The organism is Massilia sp. HP4 (assembly GCF_005222695.1).
Classification (GTDB): domain Bacteria; phylum Pseudomonadota; class Gammaproteobacteria; order Burkholderiales; family Burkholderiaceae_D; genus Telluria.
Genome location: NZ_STGG01000018.1, coordinates 1 through 21,232 on the forward strand (window position 1 = coordinate 1; position 21,232 = coordinate 21,232).

At 63.5% G+C, this 21,232-nt stretch carries 16 protein-coding genes and 2 rRNA genes; 11 read left to right on the forward strand and 7 right to left on the reverse strand.

What is annotated here, in order from left to right:
* The 3 genes from E8M83_RS09510 to E8M83_RS09520 all read left to right on the forward strand — a co-directional run.
* A 23S ribosomal RNA gene (locus tag E8M83_RS09510) occupies nucleotides 1-94 on the forward strand; the annotation flags it as partial.
* A gap of 149 nt (nucleotides 95-243) precedes the next feature.
* A 5S ribosomal RNA gene (rrf, locus tag E8M83_RS09515) occupies nucleotides 244-356 on the forward strand.
* 213 nt (nucleotides 357-569) lie between these two features.
* The gene (locus E8M83_RS09520; RefSeq protein ID WP_137173129.1) at nucleotides 570-1,613 is read left to right on the forward strand and encodes a retropepsin-like aspartic protease; all 1,044 of its coding nucleotides are present in this window, start codon (nucleotides 570-572) and stop codon (nucleotides 1,611-1,613) included.
* A 21-nt stretch (nucleotides 1,614-1,634) separates the two neighbouring features.
* On the opposite strand, the gene E8M83_RS09525 is transcribed toward E8M83_RS09520, so the two are convergent.
* Entirely contained in the window at nucleotides 1,635-3,077 is a 1,443-nt protein-coding gene (locus E8M83_RS09525; protein ID WP_137173130.1) for a DHA2 family efflux MFS transporter permease subunit, read from the reverse strand.
* Between the two features lie 124 nt (nucleotides 3,078-3,201).
* A complete protein-coding gene (locus tag E8M83_RS09530) occupies nucleotides 3,202-3,768 on the reverse strand; it encodes an acyloxyacyl hydrolase (protein WP_137173131.1) in 567 nt (188 codons plus the stop codon).
* Between the two features lie 137 nt (nucleotides 3,769-3,905).
* Between E8M83_RS09530 and E8M83_RS09535 the strand changes: the two genes are divergently transcribed.
* Nucleotides 3,906-4,607, forward strand: a complete 702-nt coding sequence (locus E8M83_RS09535) for a suppressor of fused domain protein (RefSeq protein ID WP_229491474.1) — start codon at nucleotides 3,906-3,908, stop codon at nucleotides 4,605-4,607.
* Nucleotides 4,608-4,649: 42 nt separating this feature from the next.
* On the opposite strand, the gene E8M83_RS09540 is transcribed toward E8M83_RS09535, so the two are convergent.
* Nucleotides 4,650-5,843 carry a M20 aminoacylase family protein gene (locus tag E8M83_RS09540; protein WP_137173132.1) on the reverse strand — a complete coding sequence of 398 codons (1,194 nt, stop codon included), beginning with the start codon at nucleotides 5,841-5,843 and terminating at the stop codon, nucleotides 4,650-4,652.
* A gap of 176 nt (nucleotides 5,844-6,019) precedes the next feature.
* Here E8M83_RS09540 and E8M83_RS09545 point away from each other — a divergent pair, with 176 nt between their 5' ends.
* The 4 genes from E8M83_RS09545 to E8M83_RS09560 all read left to right on the forward strand — a co-directional run bounded on the left by E8M83_RS09545 (nucleotide 6,020) and on the right by E8M83_RS09560 (nucleotide 12,869).
* Nucleotides 6,020-8,122, forward strand: coding sequence for a molybdopterin-dependent oxidoreductase (locus E8M83_RS09545; protein WP_137173133.1), 2,103 nt, complete (start codon nucleotides 6,020-6,022; stop codon nucleotides 8,120-8,122).
* A 25-nt stretch (nucleotides 8,123-8,147) separates the two neighbouring features.
* The gene (locus E8M83_RS09550; RefSeq protein WP_137173157.1) at nucleotides 8,148-9,224 is read left to right on the forward strand and encodes an aminopeptidase; all 1,077 of its coding nucleotides are present in this window, start codon (nucleotides 8,148-8,150) and stop codon (nucleotides 9,222-9,224) included.
* Between the two features lie 173 nt (nucleotides 9,225-9,397).
* Entirely contained in the window at nucleotides 9,398-11,089 is a 1,692-nt protein-coding gene (locus tag E8M83_RS09555; protein ID WP_137173134.1) for a long-chain-fatty-acid--CoA ligase, read from the forward strand.
* A gap of 97 nt (nucleotides 11,090-11,186) precedes the next feature.
* Nucleotides 11,187-12,869, forward strand: coding sequence for a long-chain-fatty-acid--CoA ligase (locus E8M83_RS09560; RefSeq protein WP_137173135.1), 1,683 nt, complete (start codon nucleotides 11,187-11,189; stop codon nucleotides 12,867-12,869).
* A gap of 33 nt (nucleotides 12,870-12,902) precedes the next feature.
* Here the strand turns inward: E8M83_RS09560 and E8M83_RS09565 are convergent, their stop codons facing one another.
* Nucleotides 12,903-13,346, reverse strand: coding sequence for an acyl-CoA thioesterase (locus tag E8M83_RS09565; RefSeq protein ID WP_137173136.1), 444 nt, complete (start codon nucleotides 13,344-13,346; stop codon nucleotides 12,903-12,905).
* A gap of 62 nt (nucleotides 13,347-13,408) precedes the next feature.
* On the opposite strand from E8M83_RS09565, the gene E8M83_RS09570 reads away from it, so the two are divergent.
* Nucleotides 13,409-15,283 (forward strand): ABC transporter ATP-binding protein/permease, encoded by a 1,875-nt coding sequence (locus E8M83_RS09570; RefSeq protein ID WP_137173137.1) that lies wholly within the window; start codon nucleotides 13,409-13,411, stop codon nucleotides 15,281-15,283.
* Nucleotides 15,284-15,332: 49 nt separating this feature from the next.
* Here the strand turns inward: E8M83_RS09570 and E8M83_RS09575 are convergent, their stop codons facing one another.
* The 3 genes from E8M83_RS09575 to E8M83_RS09585 all read right to left on the reverse strand — a co-directional run bounded on the left by E8M83_RS09575 (nucleotide 15,333) and on the right by E8M83_RS09585 (nucleotide 19,099).
* Nucleotides 15,333-16,427, reverse strand: coding sequence for a type II asparaginase (locus tag E8M83_RS09575; protein ID WP_137173138.1), 1,095 nt, complete (start codon nucleotides 16,425-16,427; stop codon nucleotides 15,333-15,335).
* A 38-nt stretch (nucleotides 16,428-16,465) separates the two neighbouring features.
* Complete coding sequence (locus tag E8M83_RS09580) at nucleotides 16,466-17,749, reverse strand: amidohydrolase family protein (RefSeq protein WP_137173139.1); 1,284 nt, start codon at nucleotides 17,747-17,749, stop codon at nucleotides 16,466-16,468.
* Nucleotides 17,750-17,830: 81 nt separating this feature from the next.
* Nucleotides 17,831-19,099 carry a dicarboxylate/amino acid:cation symporter gene (locus tag E8M83_RS09585; RefSeq protein WP_137173140.1) on the reverse strand — a complete coding sequence of 423 codons (1,269 nt, stop codon included), beginning with the start codon at nucleotides 19,097-19,099 and terminating at the stop codon, nucleotides 17,831-17,833.
* A 275-nt stretch (nucleotides 19,100-19,374) separates the two neighbouring features.
* On the opposite strand from E8M83_RS09585, the gene pyrC reads away from it, so the two are divergent.
* Both pyrC and E8M83_RS09595 read left to right on the forward strand, forming a co-directional pair.
* On the forward strand, nucleotides 19,375-20,424 hold the full coding sequence (pyrC, locus tag E8M83_RS09590; protein WP_137173141.1) for a dihydroorotase: 1,050 nt from the start codon (nucleotides 19,375-19,377) through the stop codon (nucleotides 20,422-20,424).
* A gap of 8 nt (nucleotides 20,425-20,432) precedes the next feature.
* A complete protein-coding gene (locus E8M83_RS09595; protein WP_137173142.1) occupies nucleotides 20,433-21,224 on the forward strand; it encodes a DUF3025 domain-containing protein in 792 nt (263 codons plus the stop codon).
* Nucleotides 21,225-21,232 lie beyond the last annotated feature (8 nt).

The following is a 21,232-nucleotide window of genomic DNA, read 5'->3' on the forward strand; positions in this document are numbered from 1 at the left end:
GGGTCGTTCGAGACCAGGACGTTGATAGGCTGGGTGTGGAAGTGCAGTAATGCATTAAGCTAACCAGTACTAATTGCCCGTAAGGCTTGTCCCTATAACCTTGGTAGTCCGAGGTTGATGAGTACAACTGCTTGAATACAAGCTACCACCCAAACAATACTTCTTCCAGATTCAGAGCTTCGCCCGACGTAGGGTTGGCAGCTTCGCTGCCGACGCGTCCAACGAATGCTCGTACAAGTCATGCCTGATGACCATAGCAAGTCGGTCCCACCCCTTCCCATCCCGAACAGGACCGTGAAACGACTTTGCGCCGATGATAGTGCTGCAACCAGTGTGAAAGTAGGTTATCGTCAGGCTAGTTATATAGAAAAACCCCCACCAGCCTACACGCGCTCAAGATCGCGTGTAGTGCAGGTGGGGGTTTTTTGCTTTGGGCGCCTGGGTGCCGATCTCGCCTAAATCGCCTGAACCCATGCTTATGGGGGGATGTAGACCACGCTTAGGAGAGAACTTAAACCGCCCCGTCATTGGCTATAGTGTGCTTTCGTCCACGCACATGATTGGAACCGATGACCCATATTCTCTCGACACTGCATGCTCGCACGGCAGCGCCCGTCCTACTTGCGGCCGCGATGTTCGCCAACCCTTCTGTCGCGCAATCGCTACCAGCCAGTTGCGACATGGGTGAACTGGCCACGGTGCCGCTGACCTTCACCGCTGACCTGCGCCCCATCATGGAAGCCAATCTCAACGGCGCCCCCATTCCTGCCGTGGTGAATATCGGTTCCGCACAAAACATCGTCCTCAACAAGAAGACCTTGGATCGCTTGGGTATCAAGGTACGTCATGTCACCAGCACCCGGTTCGAGGACCACAAGAATGGCACCATCAACTACGTGCCAGACGGTAATTTCTTACCAAGTGGTGTGTTCGTCGTCACAGAGGGGGTGAACGCCTTTGTCGACCATGCGGATTTCGGCCGGACCAAGCTGAGGGACAGCTGGTACCTGGTCGAGGATTTCATGGATGACGCTTTTGGCGCGCGCGTCGGCGCCGGCAATCTCTTGCAAACGGATCTCGAGGTCGCGCTGGACGAAGGCTATCTCAAGCATTTCAATCCCGAAGGATGTTCCAGCCAGCATCTCGCCTACTGGGATCCGAAGGCTGTCGCAGTGCCCATCAGGGTCGACCTGTGGAAACGCGATCCGCGCCCCGTATTCAGCGTGAACATCAACGGCAAGGAGGTCTGGGCACTGCTGTCGACAGCAACGCCATACTCCTATCTTCCTGCAAGCGCCGCAGGGCCACTGGGACTGAAGCCAGGCGCGACCGGCGCGACCCAGGAAGCTCCGCTTCCCGGCGATGGTTCGGACAAGCCGGTGTGGAGTGTGCCGGTCGGACAAATGTCGATCGGCGGGCTGGAGGTCAAGGATTTCAAGATACGCCTGATGGAGCTACCGCACTCGGGCGGCCTGCTGGTACTGGGCACTGACTTCCTGCATCGCCACCGTACCTATATCGCCATGAGCCAGCGGCAGGTCTATTTCTCTGCAGTTAAGAACCCAATCCTGAAACACGGATCGGTGGACGTCGTTCCGCACCCGGCGAAATAAGCCGGCGAAGTACGCCTGCGGCTATTGCGCCGTCACCGTCACCGGCTCGGCCACTGGCGCAACGCTCTGCCCGCGGCTGATGCTGTCCCCATCGTTGCGCCGCAGACGCCAGAACACGGCCGACGAGAACAGGGTCAGCACCGCCAGCACCGTAAAGCCGTGGTGCAGGGCCTGCGTCACCTGGCCCCCGTTGGTCTGCGACACGCCACCCAGGAACCAGGCCGTGACGATCGAGCCCGCCGCCAGGCCAAAGCTCATCGACAATTGCTGGAACGAGCTGGAAATGGTGCTGGCCATGCTGGTATCCGCCGGCTCGACGTCGGCGTAGGCCAGCGTATTCATGCTCGAGAACTGCAGCGAGTTGAAGAAGCCCTGCATCAGGCTGATGCCGACGATCACCGCCAGCGGCGTGCCGGCATCCACCAAGGTGAACATGGCGATGGTCATACCGATCATGATCGTATTGAGCAACAGTACCTGGCGATAGCCGAAGCGCGCCAGCAACCTGGGGGCGAACAATTTCATGCCCATCGCCGCCAGCGCCGCAGGCATCATCAGCAAGCCCGATTGCCACGCCGGCAATCCGAGGCCCAACTGGTAGAGCAGCGGCAGCAGGAAGGGCAGGCCGCCCACGCCGAGGCGGGTGACGAAGCCGCCCAGCACCGCGATGCGGAAGGTGCGTACCTTGAGCAGGGTCAGGCGCAGCAACGGGAACTTGACGCGGCAGGCATGCCAGGCATAGGCGCCCAGCAGTCCGAGCGCCAGCAGGAACAACAGGCCAGCCGTCATGCCGTCGAGCGTATGCTCGCCAAACACTTCCAGCACCCAGGACAGCAGCGCGGTGCCGCTGCTGAACAGGATCAGGCCGAGCACGTCCAGGGGGCGCCGTTCTTCCGAACGGTAGTCCGGCATATGGCGCCAGACAAAATACAGCGCCGCCAATCCGACCGGGATATTGACGAAGAAGATCACGCGCCATGACGTCCAGTGCACGATCAGGCCCCCGACCGTCGGTCCCAGCAGCGGTCCGATCAGGGCCGGGATGATGACGAAGTTCATCGCCCCCAGCAGCTCGTTCTTGGGAAAGGTGCGCACGATCGACAGGCGGCCGATCGGGATCATCATGGCCCCGCCCAGTCCCTGCAGCAGGCGCGCGCCGGTCATCATGTGGGCGCTCACTGACAGCCCGCACAGCACCGATGCGAAGGTAAAGATGGCGATGGCCGTGAAGAACACGCGCCGGGTGCCGAAGCGGTCGGCCATCCAGCCGCTCAGGGGAATGCCGACCGCCAGGCCGAGGATATAGCTGGTAACGACCGATTTCAGGCTCAGCGGGGTGACGCCGAGGCTGGCGGCAATGCTGGGAATGGCGGTATTGACGATGGTCGCGTCGAGCTGCTCCATGAACAGGGCAGTGGCGACGAGCCAGGGAAGGTAGCGCTTGAGGGTGGGCGAAGGGGTCAATCGGGCCTCGTGGATACAACAGGCGGCAAGCGCCGCTCAAGGCCCGATTGTGTCACGGATTGACATTAACCTGCGCCATGGACCGGCAAAGGCAGGCCCAGGCGCCGGTCATGACGCAGAGACATCAGAAGCGGTAAGCCGCCTTGGCGATGAACCAGTTAGCGCCGGCATTCGGGCTCTTGATGCTGGCGTTCGAATAATGCTGGTACTTCAGGCCGAAGTCCCACTTCTGGGTGGTGTAGCCGATGCCGATATGGTCGCCGAACTGGAAGGCGGTCGACAGTTCCTTGTCTTCGTTCTTGTACAGGGTCGAGAACAGGTTGACGCCGATACCGATCTCGCCGTACAGGCCGAGCTTGTTGTCATTCTGATAGCGGAACACCGGGGTAAAGCCGATCGCCATCAGGTTCTTGTTCTGGCCACGCACGTTCTCATAGGAATTCAGGCGCCACAGGGCCAGGTTGCCCTCCCAATAGCCCGACAGGTGACGGCCATTGCCGGCGAACCAGCGCTTGTCCCAGTCGGACTGGACCGCAATGCGGTACATGCGCTGTTGCGGGTTGGTACCGAATTCGAAAGAGGCGGAATCGATATAGCCATTGCCCACGGTCGACTGGGCCGAGGCGAGGGGAGCAAACAGCGCGGCGCACACGGCAGCCAGCGCAGCAATTTTTTTCTTAGTAATGGTCATGGGTATCCTAGGGAAGGAAAGTGCGTATCTTGTGCAATCCGTATTGTACTAGCGAGAACAATAGCGTGCTGGCGTTCACGTAACCATGTAGCGAAGGTATCATAGACGCCCGCCGTAACCGACACACATCAATAATAATGGCCGAACCAACCGTCACTCCCCTGTACCCGCTCGCCGCGCCCATGCAGCGCCAGCCCGAGCCCGCGGTGCTGCCGCACGATCCAGTCGGCGAGCACATCGCCGCCCACCTGGGGGCGCCCGCCCTGTATTTCCACGAGACCCAGGCGGACGGCATCCAGGTCGACATCCACGTGATCGGACCGAGCGAATCCTACCCCTATGTGCGCCTGGTGACGTCGGGCATGAGCAAGCAGGCGATGAACGTGCCGGAAGGCGCGCCAGCCTATGCCGAGCTCATGATGGCCCTGCCGGCCACCTGGCAGCTGGACGAGAAGTCGATGCAGGAAGAGCGCTGGTACTGGCCGGTCGCGCTGCTGCGCCACCTGGCGCACTACCCGCACAAGGAGCGCAGCTGGATCGGCCTCGGCCACTCGCTGCCCAACGGCTACCCGGCCACGCCGTACACGGCGGGCGTGCGCTTCTGCGGCGCCATCGTGCTGCCGCCGGCGTCGAGCCCGGAACCGTTTCACTCGGTGACGGTCGATGGCAAGGACGTCTATTTCCACTGCGTGGTGCCGCTCTTCAAGGAAGAGATGGACCTGGCCCGCCGCCGCGGCTTCGCGAAGCTGCTGGACAAGTTCAACGAGTACAACGTCACCGACGTGGTCGACCCGGCGCGCAAGAACACGGCCCGCAAGAAATTCCTGGGCCTGTTCTAAATTAACAACATGCCGGGCAGGCAGCTCCCGGCAATCCATCGTTCAGCCGACAGGCAGGCTCATCTCTGCCAGCCGCACCCAGTAGCTGGCGCCGATCGGCAGCAGGTTGTCGTTGAAGTCATAGCTGGCATTGTGCAATTGGCATGGACCGAGCCCGTGGCCGCCAGCGCGATGCTGGCCCTCGCCATTGCCAATAAAGACATAGCAGCCCGGCTTGGCCTGCAGCATGAAGGCGAAATCCTCGGCGCCCATGGTCGGTTCGACATCGGCATCGACCTGCGCCGCTCCCACTACCGCCCGCATCGCCTCGATCGCGAACGCGGTCTGTTCCGGATGGTTCACCAGCGGCGGGTAATTGCGCTTGAAGCCGAAATCGATGCTGGCGCCAAAGCCGGCCGCGATGCCGTTGGCCATGTCTTGCATGCGGCGCTCGACCAGGTCGAGCACTTCGGTGGTGAAGGTGCGCACGGTGCCGACCAATTCGGCATGATCGGGAATGATGTTGGTGGCGCTGCCTGCATGGATTTGCGTGATCGACAGCACCGCGGTGTGCAGCGGATTTTTCTCGCGCGAGATAATGGTTTGCCAGGCTTGCGCGATCTGCACCGCCACCATCACCGGATCGATGCCGCGGTGCGGTTGCGCCGCGTGGGCGCCCTTGCCGCGCACCGTCACGCGGAACTCGTTGCTGGACGCCATCATCGGGCCGGATACCACGCCAAAATGGCCTTCCGGGATGCCTGGCCAATTGTGCATGCCATACACGGCGTCCATCGGGAAGCGTTCGAACAGGCCGTCGTCGATCATCCGCTTGGCGCCGCCGCCGCCTTCCTCGGCCGGCTGGAAGATCAGGTAGATGGTGCCGTCGAAATTGCGGTGCTGCGCCAGGTAGTGGGCGGCGCCGAGCAGCATCGCCGTGTGGCCGTCATGGCCGCAGGCGTGCATCTTGCCGGCATGGGTCGAGGCGTGCGCGAAGCCGTTCAATTCTTGCATCGGCAGGGCGTCCATGTCGGCGCGCAGGCCGATTGCGCGCGGCGACGTGCCGTTCTTGACGATGCCGACGACGCCGGTCACGCCCAGGCCGCGCACCACGGGGATGCCCCAAGCAGTCAAGCGCTCGGCGACGATCTCCGAGGTGCGGTGTTCTTCGTAGCACAGCTCGGGGTGGGCATGCAGGTCACGCCGGATCGCTTCGATCTCGGCCTGGAAAGACAGGATAGGTTCCACTAGTTTCATCGTGTTCTCCGCACTGTTCTAAGTAATCTTGCCACGCTTGTCAGAGCCTTTGCATGGCATGCGTTTAACTATTGTAGCCTGCCTCAAACAGTCTTCAAAGTCGAGGGTACGAAGGCCGCCGGAATCGTATAAAGTATTGGATTCACGCAGTTTTTTCAGCAAAGCTTCATAAGAATATGACCTCTACCCTCGTCCGTGCGACCTGCCCACACGATTGTCCCGACACCTGCGCCATCCTCGTCAAAGTCGAAGACGGCGTGGCGAAAGAAGTGAAGGGCGATCCGGAGCATCCGACCACGGCCGGGGTGTTGTGCACCAAGGTGTCGCGCTATGTCGAGCGCACCTACCACCCGGATCGCGTGCTGTATCCGATGCGCCGCGTGGGCCGCAAGGGCGAGGGGAAATTCGAACGCATCAGCTGGGACGAGGCCTTGACCACCATCGCAGCGCGCCTGAAAGACATCGCCGGGCGTGACCCAGAGGCCATCCTGCCCTATAGCTACTGCGGCACCATGGGCCTGGTGCAAGGCGAATCGATGTCGCTGCGTTTCTTCAACAAGCTGGGCGCCTCGCTGCTCGATCGCACCATCTGCGCCACCGCCGGCGCCACCGGTTATCGCTATACCATCGGCAGTTCGATCGGCACCGACCTCGAACAGTTCCAGGACGCTAAACTGATCCTGATCTGGGGCGGCAATCCGATCGCGTCCAACCTGCATTTCTGGATGCGCGCGCAAGAAGCCAAGCGCCGTGGCGCCACCCTGATCGCGATCGATCCGTATCGCTCATTGACGGCCGAGAAGTGCCACCAGCACATCGCCCCGCTGCCAGGCACCGATGCCGCGCTGGCGCTGGGCATGATGCATGTGTTGATCAAAGAAGATTTGCTCGACCATGACTATATCGAGCAATACACGCTCGGCTTCGAACCCCTGAAAGCGCGCGCGCTCGAATGGACGCCGGAACGCACCGCCGAGACCTGCGGCATCACGGTCGACGAAGTGGTGAACCTGGCGCGCCTGTACGGAAAAACCGTCAAACAGGGCGACGCGGCCGCGATCCGCATCAACTACGGCATCCAGCGCGTGCGCGGTGGCGGCATGGCGGTGCGTAACATCACCTGCCTGCCGGCGCTGGTGGGCGCCTGGCGCCAGCCGGCCGGCGGCATCCAGCTGTCGACCTCGGCCTCGTTCCCGACCAACCGCCCGGCGCTGCAGCGCCCCGACCTGCTGGCCGGGCGCACGCCGCGCACGATCAATATGACCACCATCGGCGACGACCTGCTCAGGGAGGCTTCGCCCGGGTTCGGCCCGAAGGTCGAGGCCGTCATCGTCTATAACGCCAATCCGCTGGCGATCGCGCCCGATTCGCGCAAGGTGCAGCAGGGCTTCGAGCGTGAAGACCTGTTCACCGTGGTGCTGGAACATTTTCATACCGATAGCGCCGACTATGCCGACATCCTGCTGCCGGCCACCACCCAGCTCGAACACGTCGATGCGCACCTGGCCTATGGCCACCTGTACATGATGGCGAATAACGCGGCCATCGCGCCGGTCGGCGAATCGAAGCCGAACACCGAATTCTTCCGCCTGCTGGCGGCGCGCATGGGCTATGACGATCCCTGCTTTACGGAGAGCGACGACGAGATCGCGGCCCAGGCCTTCAACAAGAACGATGCGCGTGCGATCCACTTCGACTGGGATTCGCTCAAGCGCAGCGGCTGGGAAAAACTGGACATGCCGGCCGCGCCGTTCGCCGAGGGCGGTTTCACGACCCCGTCCGGAAAGTGCGAATTCTTTTCCGAGAGCATGCTGGCCGACGGACTCGATCCGGTGCCGACCTATATCGCGCCGTATGAATCGGTCGCGTCTAATCCCGAGCTTGCCGAAAGATACCCACTCGCGATGATTTCTCCGCCAGCGCGGAACTTCCTCAACTCAACGTTTGTCAATGTAAAGAGCCTGCGCGCAACTGAGGGCGAACCGCACCTCGACATCCACCCGATTGATGCTGCCGCACGCGGCATTGCCCACGGCGAGATGGCGCGCATTTTTAACGACCGCGGTTCGTTCCTCGCCCGCGCACGCGTGACCGACAAGGCGCGTGCTGGATTGGTGGTGGGCTTGTCCGTCTGGTGGAAGAAACTCGCCAGCGACGGCAAGAACGCCAATGAAGTCACCAGCCAGCGTTTGACCGACATGGGCCGGGCGCCCACTTTCTACGACACCCTTGTGCAGGTCGAAAGAGCTGCACCCTTGACGCGAGATGAAACCCTCTAGATTTTCCCAGGCCTTCAAGCCAGTCATGGCCGCCGCAGCCGCGGCCCTCATGTTGTCAAGCTGCTCATCCCTCTCTTACTACACCCAGGCCGCGCAAGGCCAGCTGCAATTGCTGAGCAATGCGCGCTCGATCGACGACTGGATCGCCGACGGCAATACCAACGTCAAATTGCGCCACCGCCTCGAGTCGGCGCGCCAGATCCGCCGCTTCGCCATCCACGACATGAAGCTGCCCGACAACGGCAGCTATACCAACTACACCAATCTCGGCCGGCCCTACGTGTTGTGGAACGTGGTCGCTACGCCCGAGCTGTCGCTCAAGCCCATCCAGTGGTGCTTCCCGGTGGCCGGCTGCGTCAGCTACCGCGGCTACTACAGCCAGGCCGAAGCCCAGGCCTATGCCAAGAAGTTGCGCGCCCAGGGCAATGACGTCGAGGTCGGCGGCGTGAGCGCCTATTCGACCCTGGGCTGGTTCAGCGATCCCTTGATGTCGACCTTCATCAACTACCCGGATGCCGAACTGGCGCGCCTGATCTTCCACGAGCTGGCGCACCAGGTCGTGTACGTGGCGGGCGACTCGCAGTTCAACGAGTCGTTTGCCAGCGCGGTGGAGCAGGCCGGCGTGGAAGCCTGGCTCGAGCGCTTCGGCAATCCCCAGATGAGCGAAGCCTACGAGCGCTACAAGAGCCGCAAGAGCGACTTCCTGGCCCTGCTGCTGCGCTATCGCGGCGAGCTCGAGCGTACTTACAAGAGCATGGAGCCGGACCGCGTCAAGCGCGCGGCCAAGGCGCGCCTGTTCCTGGCGCTGCAGGACGACTACCAGGTGCTCAAGGCCAACTGGGGCGGCTACGCGGGCTATGACCGCTTCTTCGCCGAACCGCTGTCGAACGCCCACCTGGCATCGGTGGCGACCTATAACGATTTCGTGCCGGCATTTCGCGCTTTGCTGCAACGCGAGAAGTCGTGGCAGGGCTTCTACAAGGCCGTCAACCGGCTGGCCAGGCTCGACAAGGAGGATCGTCATCGCGCGCTCAAGCGCTTCGATGTAATGACGCCACCCGGCACCTTGGTGGTGCAGCGCACCATCGCGGCCTCGCCGTAGAGGACAGGTTCCAATCATGGTAAAACCGCTTGCGCACAGGGGCGCTGCCCGATAGCATCACATCAGCGATGGCAAACACATAAGCCACGTGCGCAGGCGCGCCCGGCAAGCACCTCCGGCCGCCGACCAGAACGATAAAAATCGCAGTAGCGATATCGAGACAGAGGTGACCGATGGACAAAACTTGGCTGCAGTCGTATCCCCCGGGCGTGCCTGCGGAGATTGATCCGGATCAATACCGCTCCTTGGTGCATATGCTCGACGAGTCCTTCAGCAAATACGCGGACCGCAAGGCCTATGTGTGCATGGACAAGTTCCTCACCTATGGCGAACTCGATGCGCATTCGAAGAAGCTGGCCGCCTGGCTGCAAAGCCGCGGCCTGGCCCCGGGCGCGCGGGTGGCGATCATGATGCCGAACGTGCTGCAGTATCCGGTCGCGCTGGCCGCCGTGCTGCGCGCCGGCTACACCGTCGTCAACGTCAATCCGCTGTACACCGCGCGCGAACTCGAACACCAGCTCAGCGACTCGGGCAGCGAAGCGATCATCGTGCTGGAAAACTTTGCCCACACCGTGCAGAAGGTGATGGGCAAGACCCCGGTGCGCCACGTGGTGGTGGCGAGCATGGGCGAGCTGCTGGGCGGCGTGAAGGGCATGCTGGTCAACTTCGTGGTGCGTAACGTCAAGAAGATGGTGCCCGAGTTCTCGTTGCCGAATATGGTCACCTTCAAGGAAGCGCTGGCCCAGGGCGAGCGCATGCCGTTCAAGCCGGCCGAACTCAAGGTCGACGACGTCGCCTTCCTGCAGTACACGGGCGGCACCACCGGCGTGTCGAAAGGCGCCACGCTCACCCACCGCAACGTGATCGCCAACGTGCTGCAGACCGAGGCCTGGGCCCAGCCGTGCATGCAGGAGACCGCCGGCGAGCAGGTCACGATCGTGTGCGCGCTGCCGCTGTACCACATCTTCGCGCTGACCGCGTGCGCGATGTGGGGCATGCGCATGGGCGCCCTGAACGTCCTGATCGTCAATCCGCGCGACATCCCGGCCTTCGTGAAGGAACTGGCAAAATACCGCGTCAATATGCTGCCGGCGGTGAATACGCTGTACAACGCGCTCGCCAATAATCCCGACTTCGCCCACCTCGATTTCTCGGCGCTGCGCATGTGCAATGGCGGCGGCATGGCGGTGCAAAAGCCCGTGGCCGACAAGTGGCGCGAGCTGACCGGCGTGGCCATCGTCGAAGGCTACGGCTTGTCCGAGACCTCGCCGGTGGCGACCTGCAACCGCGCCGACAGCAAGGAATTCACCGGCACCATCGGCTTGCCGGTGCCGTCGACCGATATCGCGATCATCGACGACGAGGGCCGCACCATGGCCCCCGGCGAGATCGGCGAGATCGCGATCCGCGGCCCGCAAGTCATGGCCGGCTACTGGAACCGTCCGGACGAAACCGCCAAGGTGATGACCGCCGACGGCTTCTTCCGCTCGGGCGACGTCGGTTTCATGGACGCCGCCGGCTACGTCAAGATCGTCGACCGCAAGAAGGACATGATCCTGGTCTCGGGCTTCAACGTCTATCCGAACGAGCTCGAAGGCGTGATCGCCGGCCATCCGGGCGTGCTCGAATGCGCCGTGGTCGGCGTGCCGGACGAGCATTCGGGCGAGGCGGTCAAGGTATTCGTGGTAAAGAAAGACCCAGGCCTCACGGCCGAACAGCTGATGGGCTACTGCAAGGAGCAGTTCACCGGCTACAAGAGACCGAAGTACATCGAGTTCCGCGACGAGCTGCCGAAGACCAACGTCGGCAAGATCCTGAGGCGCGCGCTGAGGGACGAAACGAAGCAAGCGGAAACGGTAGCGTAGGCATCACGGCACAACAAGGCTGCAACGCGCAGCCAGCCAAAGCCGCCTGCGGGGCGGCTTTGGCGTTTTATTGGAACCAACAAGGAAGGCAACACAGATGGACAAATTTTGGCTCTCGTCGTACGAGAACGGTGTGGCGGCCGATATCGACCCGACCCAGTACCGCTCGCTGACGCATCTGCTCGAAGAGGCGTTTCGCAAGTACGCCGACCGCAAGGCCTATGCCTGCATGGGCAAGTCCATCACGTTCTCGGAACTCGACGCCATGTCGCAGCGGATGGCGGCCTGGTTCCAGGCGCGCGGCCTGAAGCCCGGCGCGCGCGTGGCCATCATGCTGCCGAACGTGCTGCAGTATCCGGTGGCGCTGGCCGCCGTGCTGCGCGCCGGCTACGTGGTCGTCAACGTCAATCCGCTGTACACCCCGCGCGAGCTGCAGCACCAGCTGGCCGACTCGGGCGCCGAGGCGATCGTGGTGCTCGAGAATTTTGCGCACACGCTCGAGCAGGTCATCGGCCAAACGAAGGTAAGACACACTGTGCTGGCGACCATGGGCGACCTCTTGGGCGGCCTCAAAGGCACGCTGGTCAACCTGGTGGTGCGCAAGGTCAAGAAGATGGTGCCGGCCTATTCGCTGCCGGGCGCGATCGCCTTCAACAAGGTGCTGAGCGAAGGCGCGCGCGAGACCCTCAAGCCGGTCACGATCGGCCATGACGACATCGCTTTCTTGCAGTACACCGGCGGCACCACCGGCGTCTCGAAGGGCGCGGTGCTGCTGCACCGCCACGTGATCGCCAACGTGCTGCAGAACGAAGCCTGGTTCGGGCCGACCTTGTCGCGCATGAAGGCCGGCGAGCAGCCGCAGTTCGCCTGCGCGCTGCCGCTGTACCACATCTATGCGCTCACGGTCTGCGCGCTGCTGGGCCTGCGCATCGGCGGCATGAACCTGTTGATCCCGAACCCGCGCGACATCAAGGGTTTTATTAAAGAGCTGGGTGGCTACCGCATCAACATCTTCCCGGCGGTGAACACGCTGTACAACGGCCTGCTCAACAACGACGATTTCGCCAAGCTCGATTTCTCGGGCCTGATGGTGTGCCCGGGCGGAGGCATGGCGGTGCAGAAGGCGGTGGCCGACAAATGGCTCAAGACCACCGGCATCCCGATCGTCGAGGGTTATGGCTTGTCGGAGACTTCGCCGGTGGTGACCGCCAATCGCTGCGACATCACCGATTTCACCGGCACCATCGGCCTGCCGCTGCCGTCGACCGAGCTGCGCATCCTGGACGAAGCGGGCAACGAAGTCCCGTTCGGCACCGCCGGCGAGATCGCCGTGCGCGGCCCGCAGGTGATGGCCGGCTACTGGCAGCGCGACGACGAGACGGCCAAGGTCATGACCGCGGACGGCTTCTTCAAGACCGGCGACATCGGCATCATGGACGCGCAAGGCTATACCCGCATCGTCGACCGCAAGAAGGACATGATCCTGGTCTCGGGCTTCAACGTCTATCCGAACGAAGTCGAAGGCGTGGTGGCCGCGCACCCGGGCGTGCTCGAAGTAGCCTGCGTGGGCGTGCCCGACCAGAATTCGGGCGAGGCCGTGAAGCTGTACGTAGTCAAGAAGGATGCCAGTCTCACCACCGAACAGCTCAAGGAATTCTGCAAGGAGCAGCTGACCGGCTATAAACGGCCGAAGTACATCGAATTCCGCGAGACGCTGCCGAAGACGAACGTCGGCAAGATTTTGCGGCGCGAACTGCGCGACGAAAAGAAGACCGCCTGATGCCGAAGGCCGCCGATCCGGCGGCCTTTTTCGCTAGCGGTGCGCCACCAGCGATTCGAGCGGCGGCAACTGGCGCGGCTTGCGGTCCGGGCCGGTGGCGACATAGGTCAGCGTGGCCTCGGTCACCTTGACCACCTCGGCCGCCAGGCGGTTGCGCTCGGCGTACACCTCGACGAAGACGGTCACCGAGGTGTTGCCGACCTTGGTGATGTCGGCATAGAAGGACAGCAGGTCGCCCACGAATACCGGGTTCTTGAACAGGAAGGAATTGACGGCGATGGTCGCCACGCGGCCATTGGCGCGGCGGGTGGCCGGCAGCGAGCCGGCCAGGTCGACCTGGGCCATGATCCAGCCGCCGAACACGTCGCCATACACATTGGCGTCGGACGGGGCAGGCATGACCCGCAGCTCAGGCATCTTGCCTGCCGGCAGACGTACAGTGGTGGGGGCGGTTACGGTGTTTTCGGGCGTGGTCATCTTGAATTCTCGGTAAAAGCTACAATCGTCCCGAATTGAACCATAAATCCAGAAGCCCCGTCATGCGCCGTAATTCCGCTCCACTTCCTCCCGACGCCACAGGCGTGCCCCGCAACGATTGGGCGACGCTCAAAACCCTGTTCCCCTACCTGTGGGTCTACAAGTGGCGGGTGATGGCCGCCATGGCCGCCCTGGTCGGCGCAAAAATGGCCAATGTCGGCGTGCCGCTGGTGCTCAAGCAGATCATCGACGGCCTGGCGATCGACCCGGCGCACCCGCATGCGCTGCTGGTGCTGCCGCTCGGGCTCCTGGTCGGCTATGGCTTGCTGCGCCTGTCGATGACGGTATTCACCGAGCTGCGCGAATTTTTGTTCGCGCGCGTGACCCAGCGCGCGGTGCGCACCATCGCACTCAAGGTTTTCCGCCACCTGCACGCGCTGTCGCTGCGCTTCCACCTGAACCGCCAGACCGGCGGCATGACGCGCGATATCGAGCGTGGCACGCGCGGCGTCAACTCGCTGATCTCGTACTCGCTGTTCAACATCTTGCCGACGCTGGTCGAGATCACGCTGGTGCTGGTCTACCTGGTGTTCAACTACGATATCTGGTTCACCATCATCACGGCGGTGGCGCTGGCGTCCTACATCACGTTCACGGTGGTGGTCACCGAATGGCGCACGCATTTCCGGCGCACGATGAACGAGCTGGAATCGAAGGCATCGACGAAGGCGATCGACTCGCTGCTCAACTACGAGACGGTCAAGTACTTCGGCAACGAGGACTACGAGGCGCGCCGTTATGACGAAGGCCTCAAGAACTACGAGAACGCCGGCGTGCGTTCGCAGACTTCGCTGTCCTTCCTGAATACCGGCCAGTCGCTGATCATCGCTACCGCCGTCACCCTGATCCTGTGGCGCGCGACCGAGGGCGTGATCGTCGGCACCATGAGCCTGGGCGACCTGGTGCTGGTCAATACCTTCATGATCCAGCTCTACCTGCCGCTGAACTTCCTGGGCGTGATCTACCGCGAGATCAAGCAAAGCCTGGCCGATATGGAGCGTCTGTTTGGCCTGCTGGACCAGAACCGCGAAGTGGCCGACGACGCCAAGGCCCGGCCGCTGGTGACGCAAGGCGCCGAAGTGACGTTCTCGCACGTCGAGTTCAGCTACGAGACCAAGCGCCAAATCCTGTTCGACGTCGATTTCACCATCCCCGCCGGGACCACGACCGCCGTGGTGGGCCATAGCGGCTCGGGCAAGTCGACCCTGTCGCGGCTGCTGTTCCGCTTCTATGACGTGAATGGCGGCGCGATCCGCATCGACGGCCAGGACTTGCGCGACATCACCCAGCAATCGCTGCGCAGCGCGATCGGCATCGTGCCGCAGGATACCGTGCTGTTCAACGACACGATCGAATACAACATCGCCTATGGCCGGCCGGGCGCCAGCCGCGACGATATCGTGGCGGCCGCGCGCGCGGCGTCGATCCATGACTTCATCGAGAGCCTGCCGGATGGTTATCAAAGCATGGTGGGCGAGCGCGGGCTGAAACTGTCGGGCGGCGAGAAGCAGCGTGTAGCGATCGCGCGCACGCTATTGAAGGATCCGGCGATCCTGATCTTCGACGAGGCCACGTCGGCGCTGGATTCGCGCGCGGAGCAGGCGATCCAGGCGGAGTTGAAGGAAATCGCCAGGAACCGCACGACCCTGGTGATCGCGCACCGCCTGTCGACGATCGCGGATGCGCAGCAGATCATCGTGCTCGACCACGGCAAGATCGTCGAACGCGGCACGCACGGTTCGCTGCTGGCGGCGCAGGGCCTGTATGCGCAGATGTGGGAAAGGCAGCTGGCGCGCCCCGATGAAGATGTGGCGTCGCCGCCCATGGAGTTGGAGTCCGTCGAACGCGTCGGCGGCATAGCCGCCAACCCTACGTAGGGTCGGCGGGTTTCCCGCCGACGCGTCCAATCGGCTGTCGATCAGCCGTTCAATACGTATAGAACATGCGCTGGATTTCCCTTGTGCTGGTCGTCTTGGTCAACGCCAGCATCAACAGGATCCGCGCTTTCTGCGGGCTCAGGGTATCGGCCACCACGAAGTCCAGCTCATCGTCATTGGCTTCGCCGTTGCGCGCCACGATGCCCTGGCCGACGCGGCTCGCGCGCACGATCACGACGCCATCCTTGCGCGCCTTGACCAGCGCCGGCCTGGTTTTTGCCGGCAGGCTGCCATTGCCCACGCCCGCATGCACCAGCCCCCTGGCGCCGGCCGCGACCAGCGCATTGACCGCCACGTCGCCCACGTTGGCATACGCATACGCTACGTCCACCTGCGGCAACGCATCGAGTTTCGAAATATCGAACTCGGTGTCCACCGTGTGCTTGCGCGAGACCTCGCGATAGAAGAACGGCTTGCCGCCCTGGATGTAGCCGATCACGCCCAGTTCCGACGTGCGGAAGGTGTCGGCCGTGGTGGTATTGGCCTTGGTGACGTCGCGCGCTGCGTGGACCTGGTCGTTCATCGCCACCAGCACGCCGCGGCCCGCTGCCTCGGGCGTGCCGGCCAGGCGCACCGCGTTGTACAGGTTGATCGGGCCGTCGGCCGACAGCGCGGTCGAGGGCCGCATCGAGCCGACTACCACCACCGGCTTCTTGCTCTTGACCACCAGGTTCAGGAAGTAGGCGGTTTCTTCCAGCGTGTCGGTGCCGTGGGTGATCACGATGCCGTCCACGTTCGATTGGGCCAGCAGCAGGTTGACGCGCTTGGCCAGCTGCAGCCATTGCGCGTCGCTGATATTTTCGCTGGCGATCTGGAACACCTGCTCGCCGGTGACATTGGCCACCTTCGCGATCTCGGGCACCGCCTGGATGAGCGACTGCACGCCCACGGTGGCGGCGGTATAGCCGATGGTCGTGGTGCTGGAAGCGCCGGTGCCTGCGATGGTGCCGCCGGTGGCGAGGATGGTCACGTTCGGCAGCTTGGCCGCAGTGTTGGCAGCTTCGGCTTGCACCGCAGCGGCTGCGAACATGAACAGGAAGCCGAACAGCGCGGCGCGCGCGCGTGCGGTGGATGGGAACAGCATATTACGTCTCCTCGATACTCAAAAACTCGGCGCGCCAATCAAGGCTTCTTGTAGACCACGCCGTCCTTCATCACAAACTTGACCTGCTCGAGCACTTTCACGTCCTTCAACGGGTCGCCCTCGACCGCGATGATGTCGGCCGCGAAGCCGGCGTCGACCGCGCCCAGGCGCTTTGGCTGGTCGAGCAGGATGGCCGCGTTGACGGTGGCCGCGCGGATCGCCTCGATCGGCGTCATGCCCGCTTCGACCATATAGCCGAATTCCTTCGCGTTCTCGCCGTGCGGGAACACGCCGGCATCGGTGCCGAAGGCGATCTTCACGCCGGCTTGATGAGCACGACCGAAAGTGGCCTGCAGCTGGGGACCGATCGCGGCCGCTTTCGGTCGCACCAGGGCGGAATAATAATCCGGATCCTTCGCCTTGTCCGCCACGTAGCGGCCGGCCGAGATGGTCGGCACGTACCAGCCGCCGCTCTTCTTGAACAGGGCGATGACCTCGTCGTCCATCAGCGTGCCGTGCTCGATCGAGTCGACGCCGACGCGCAGCGCGCGCTTCATGCCTTCAGCGCCGTGGGCGTGGGCGGCGACGCGAAAACCATAATCCTTGGCGGTGCTGACCACGGCGCGCAGCTCGTCCTCGGTGTATTGCGAGTTGTGGCCGCTGGCGGCCTGGCTCAGCACGCCGCCGGTGGCGGTAACCTTGATCAGGTCGGCGCCATCCTTGTAGCGGGTGCGCACCGCCTGGCGCGCTTCTTCGGGGCTGTTGAGCACACCCTCGGTCGGGCCGGGCGTGCCGATCTTCTCGGACAGGAAATGCGACAGGTTGTTGGTCGGGTCGGCGTGGCCGCCGGTCGTGGCCAGCGATTTGCCGGCGGTGAACATGCGCGGGCCCGGCACTTCGCCGGCGGCGATGGCGCGCTTGAGCGAGATGTTCAGGTTGTCGTTGGCGCCCAGGTCGCGCACCGTGGTGAAGCCGGCCATCAGGGTGCGCTCGGCATATTTCACGGAACGGTAAGCCATGTCGGCCGGGTTCGCGGCCAGGCGGTCGCGGTAGGCGTCGACCGCCGGCTGGGTTTCGCTGGTCAGGTGCACGTGCATGTCGATCAGGCCCGGCAGGCACGTGTGGCGCGACAGGTCGATATTGCCGGCGGCTTGCGTCATGGGGCCGACCGACACGATGCTGCCGTTTTCGATCACGATGCTGACGCGCTCGCGCCAGCTGCCTTTCTGGACGTCCAGCAGGCGGCCGCAATCGACCGTCTGGGTGGCGGCGTGGGCGCTGTTCAGGGCCAGCAGCATGCCGGCGGCAACCATGTGTTTCATCTCTCGCTCCTTGTTGTCATTATAAAAAAGGCCCTCCATCGCTGGAAGGCCTCGGGTATTACGGGCAGCCGCTCGCCACGTCTACTTCAGCGGTGAGACGGCGGGTTCCTTGTTCGGTTCTCCCAGGTCGCCCTCCCACTTGGCGACGACGGCGGTGGCGATGCCGTTGCCGATCACATTGGTGGCCGAGCGGGCCATGTCCAGGAAGTGGTCGATCGCCAGCAGCAGCAACAGGCCGGCTTCGGGGATGTCGAACTGGTTCAGGGTCGCGGCGATCACGACCAGCGAGGCGCGCGGCACGCCGGCCATGCCCTTCGAGGTCAGCATCAGCACCAGCATCATGGTGATCTGGGTGCCGACCGACAGGTCGATGCCGTAGGCCTGGGCGATGAAGACGGCCGCGAAGGTGCAGTACATCATCGAGCCGTCCAGGTTGAACGAGTAGCCGATCGGCAGCACGAACGAGGCCAGGCGGTTCTTGACGCCGAAGCGCTCCAGGCTTTCCAGGGTTTTCGGGAACGCGGCTTCGGACGAGGCGGTCGAGAAGGCCAGCACGGTCGGGCCGCGCAGCTCGGAGATCAGGCGCAGGATGCGCGGGCCGATGACGGCCATGCCGATGCCGATCAGGACGATCCACAACAGCGCGATGCCGAAGTAGAACTGGGCCATGAAGATGCCGTAGGTCGACAGCACGCCCAGGCCGCTCTTGGCGATGATGCCGGCCACCGCCGCGAACACCGCGATCGGGGCGAAGTTCATCACGTAGCCGGTCAGCTTGAGCATCACGTGGGCGACGCCGTCGATGGCGTCGATCATCGGCGTGGCGCGCGCGCCGACGGCCGCGGCGGCGGTGCCGAAGAACAGCGAGAACACCACGATCTGCAGGATCTCGTTCTTGGCCATGCCGTCGACGATCGAGGTCGGGATCAGGTGGCTGATGAAGTCCTTCAGCGTCAGGCTGCCGGTGGTGATGCCCGACTGCGCGTCGACCGGCGGCATCATGCCAGCCGCGAACAGCGCGTCGCCCGGACGGAAGATGTTCACCAGGACCAGGCCCAGCGACAGCGAGATGACCGAGGCGATCATGAACCAGCCCAGCGCCTTGATGCCGATGCGGCCGACTTCCTTGGCGTCGCCCATCTTGGCGATGCCGACCACCAGGGTCGCGAACACCAGCGGCGCGATGATCATCTTGATCAGGCGCAGGAACATCGTGGTAATCAGCGACATCGTGTCGGAGAAGCTCGTCGCGCCCGCGGTGTCCGTGTTGGCGTTGACCAGGTAGCCGACCACGATGCCGATTACCAGGGCGATCATGATGAAGGTAGTCAGGCGGTTTCGATTATTCATAAAGCTTCCTGTCGTGTGGACCTGTGCAGGGCCGGCGGCGGCGGATCGCGCTGTCGCTGGCAGATTGTTCGGGCAATGACCGGTTTTCGAGGACCGAAGGCCGGTTGATACTGAAGATTATGGCAAGTTCCGCAGTATCCTAGGCACAGTTAGTGCTGTCAAGCACGCGTACACCCTTGCCGTTACGGCAATCCGACCTGCCTTTCAGGGGGCCTGAACGCACCCCACGCGGCGCGGCGCAGGTAAAATACGCCATTCGTTTTTCGAGAGCCGCCATGTCCACCATCGAGACCCCAGACACCATCACCATCACCCGCCCCGACGACTGGCACCTGCACCTGCGCGACGGCGCGGCGATGGCCAGCGTGCTGCCGCACACCGCCCGCCAGTTCGGCCGCGCGATCGTGATGCCGAACCTGAAGCCGCCGGTTACCACCGCGGCCATGGCGCAGGAATACCGCGCCCGCATCCTGGCCGCGCTGCCGGAAGCGATGTCGTTTGAACCGCTGATGACGCTGTACCTGACCAATAACACCGATCCGGACGAGATCCGGCGCGCCCAGGACACCGGCTTGATCCACGCGGTCAAGCTGTACCCGGCCGGCGCCACTACCAACTCGGACGCCGGCGTCACCGACCTCAAGAACTGCTACAAGGTACTCGAAGTGATGCAGGAAGTCGGCATGCCGCTGCTGGTGCACGGCGAAGTCACCGACAACGAGATCGACCTGTTCGACCGCGAAGCCGTGTTCATCGAGCGCGTGATGCGCCCGCTGCGCAAGGACATGCCGGCCCTGAACGTCGTGTTCGAGCACATCACCACCAAGGATGCGGCCCAGTACGTGGCCGAAGCCGAAGGCCCGATCGCGGCCACCATCACCGCCCACCACCTGCTGTACAACCGCAACGAGATCTTCCGTGGCGGCATCCGCCCGCACTTCTACTGCCTGCCGGTGTTGAAGCGCGAAGAACACCGCCTGGCGCTGGTCACCGCCGCCACCAGCGGCGACGAGCGCTTCTTCCTGGGCACCGACTCGGCGCCGCACGCGGTGCATACCAAGTACGCCGCCTGCGGCTGCGCCGGTTGCTACACCGCGCTGCACGCGATGGAGCTGTATACCGAAGCCTTCGCCCAGGCCGGCGCGCTCGACAAGCTGGAAGCCTTCGCCAGCTTCAACGGACCGGCCTTCTACAACCTGCCGCGGAACGAAGGCACGATCACGCTCAAGCGTGAAAGCTGGACCCTGCCCGAATCCGTGCCGATGGGCGAGCACCAACTGGTGCCGCTCAATGCGGGCGAGAGTATCAACTGGAAGATGGTATAAGCGGCACCGTGCTGCCGCCGATCGACTGGGCCCACCCGTGGTACGACACGGTGCGCCCGGCGTTTGAACGCGCCGCGCCGCCGCCCGAAGGTTTCATCGATGCCTTCAACCTGGCGGCGCGCGCGCTCGACCTGCGTAATGGCGCCGGCATGCCCTTGTCCTTCGTGCCGCAGTCCGCGCTGCCGGAAGCGACGGCCTATGAAGAATTCATTGGCGCCACCGGCCAGGTGCCGACCCGCGACAACCTGCACGACTTCTTCAATGCGCTGGTGTGGCAGACCTTCCCGGGTATCAAGCGCGCGCTGAACGCGCTGCAGGCGGCGCAGATCGCAAAGGCAGGCGTCGGCAAGTCGCGTGGCCCTGCGCGCGATGCGGCCACCATCTTCGACGAGAACGCGGCCTTGCTGGTGGTGCGCGACAATGCAGAAGGGCGCTCGTTGGTCGAGGATTTGCGTGCGCACCGCTGGCTCACGGCCCTGTACGATAAGCGAGGCATGTTCGGCCGCGACGCCGAGGCCTGGCTGTTCGGCCACGCGCTGATGGAAAAGCTGGTGGCGCCGCGCAAGGCGATCACCGCGCATACGCGGGTGGTGTTTGCCGGCGACGATTATTTTGGGCTGGAATGGGACGCGCGCCGGGCCTGGATCGACCGCGCAGTCACGGCCAGCCTGGAAAATGAAGCGTTGACGCCGGGCGGCTTCACGCCGCTGCAGGTGCTGGGGATTCCCGGCTGGTGGCCTGGACAAGACCCGGATTTTTATCTGGATACGACTGTATTTCGTCCCAAGCGGACGGCATGAATGGAGAA

Bases quoted from the DNA above. Each gene is read 5' to 3' on its own strand.
- E8M83_RS09520 (WP_137173129.1), top strand. From the start codon at position 570: ATGACCCATATTCTCTCGACACTGCATGCTCGCACGGCAGCGCCCGTC.
- E8M83_RS09530 (WP_137173131.1), bottom strand. From the start codon at position 3,768: ATGACCATTACTAAGAAAAAAATTGCTGCGCTGGCTGCCGTGTGCGCC.
- E8M83_RS09535 (WP_229491474.1), top strand. From the start codon at position 3,906: ATGGCCGAACCAACCGTCACTCCCCTGTACCCGCTCGCCGCGCCCATG.
- E8M83_RS09540 (WP_137173132.1), bottom strand. From the start codon at position 5,843: ATGAAACTAGTGGAACCTATCCTGTCTTTCCAGGCCGAGATCGAAGCG.
- E8M83_RS09545 (WP_137173133.1), top strand. From the start codon at position 6,020: ATGACCTCTACCCTCGTCCGTGCGACCTGCCCACACGATTGTCCCGAC.
- E8M83_RS09550 (WP_137173157.1), top strand. From the start codon at position 8,148: ATGGCCGCCGCAGCCGCGGCCCTCATGTTGTCAAGCTGCTCATCCCTC.
- E8M83_RS09555 (WP_137173134.1), top strand. From the start codon at position 9,398: ATGGACAAAACTTGGCTGCAGTCGTATCCCCCGGGCGTGCCTGCGGAG.
- E8M83_RS09560 (WP_137173135.1), top strand. From the start codon at position 11,187: ATGGACAAATTTTGGCTCTCGTCGTACGAGAACGGTGTGGCGGCCGAT.
- E8M83_RS09565 (WP_137173136.1), bottom strand. From the start codon at position 13,346: ATGACCACGCCCGAAAACACCGTAACCGCCCCCACCACTGTACGTCTG.
- E8M83_RS09570 (WP_137173137.1), top strand. From the start codon at position 13,409: ATGCGCCGTAATTCCGCTCCACTTCCTCCCGACGCCACAGGCGTGCCC.
- E8M83_RS09575 (WP_137173138.1), bottom strand. From the start codon at position 16,427: ATGCTGTTCCCATCCACCGCACGCGCGCGCGCCGCGCTGTTCGGCTTC.
- E8M83_RS09580 (WP_137173139.1), bottom strand. From the start codon at position 17,749: ATGAAACACATGGTTGCCGCCGGCATGCTGCTGGCCCTGAACAGCGCC.
- E8M83_RS09585 (WP_137173140.1), bottom strand. From the start codon at position 19,099: ATGAATAATCGAAACCGCCTGACTACCTTCATCATGATCGCCCTGGTA.
- pyrC (WP_137173141.1), top strand. From the start codon at position 19,375: ATGTCCACCATCGAGACCCCAGACACCATCACCATCACCCGCCCCGAC.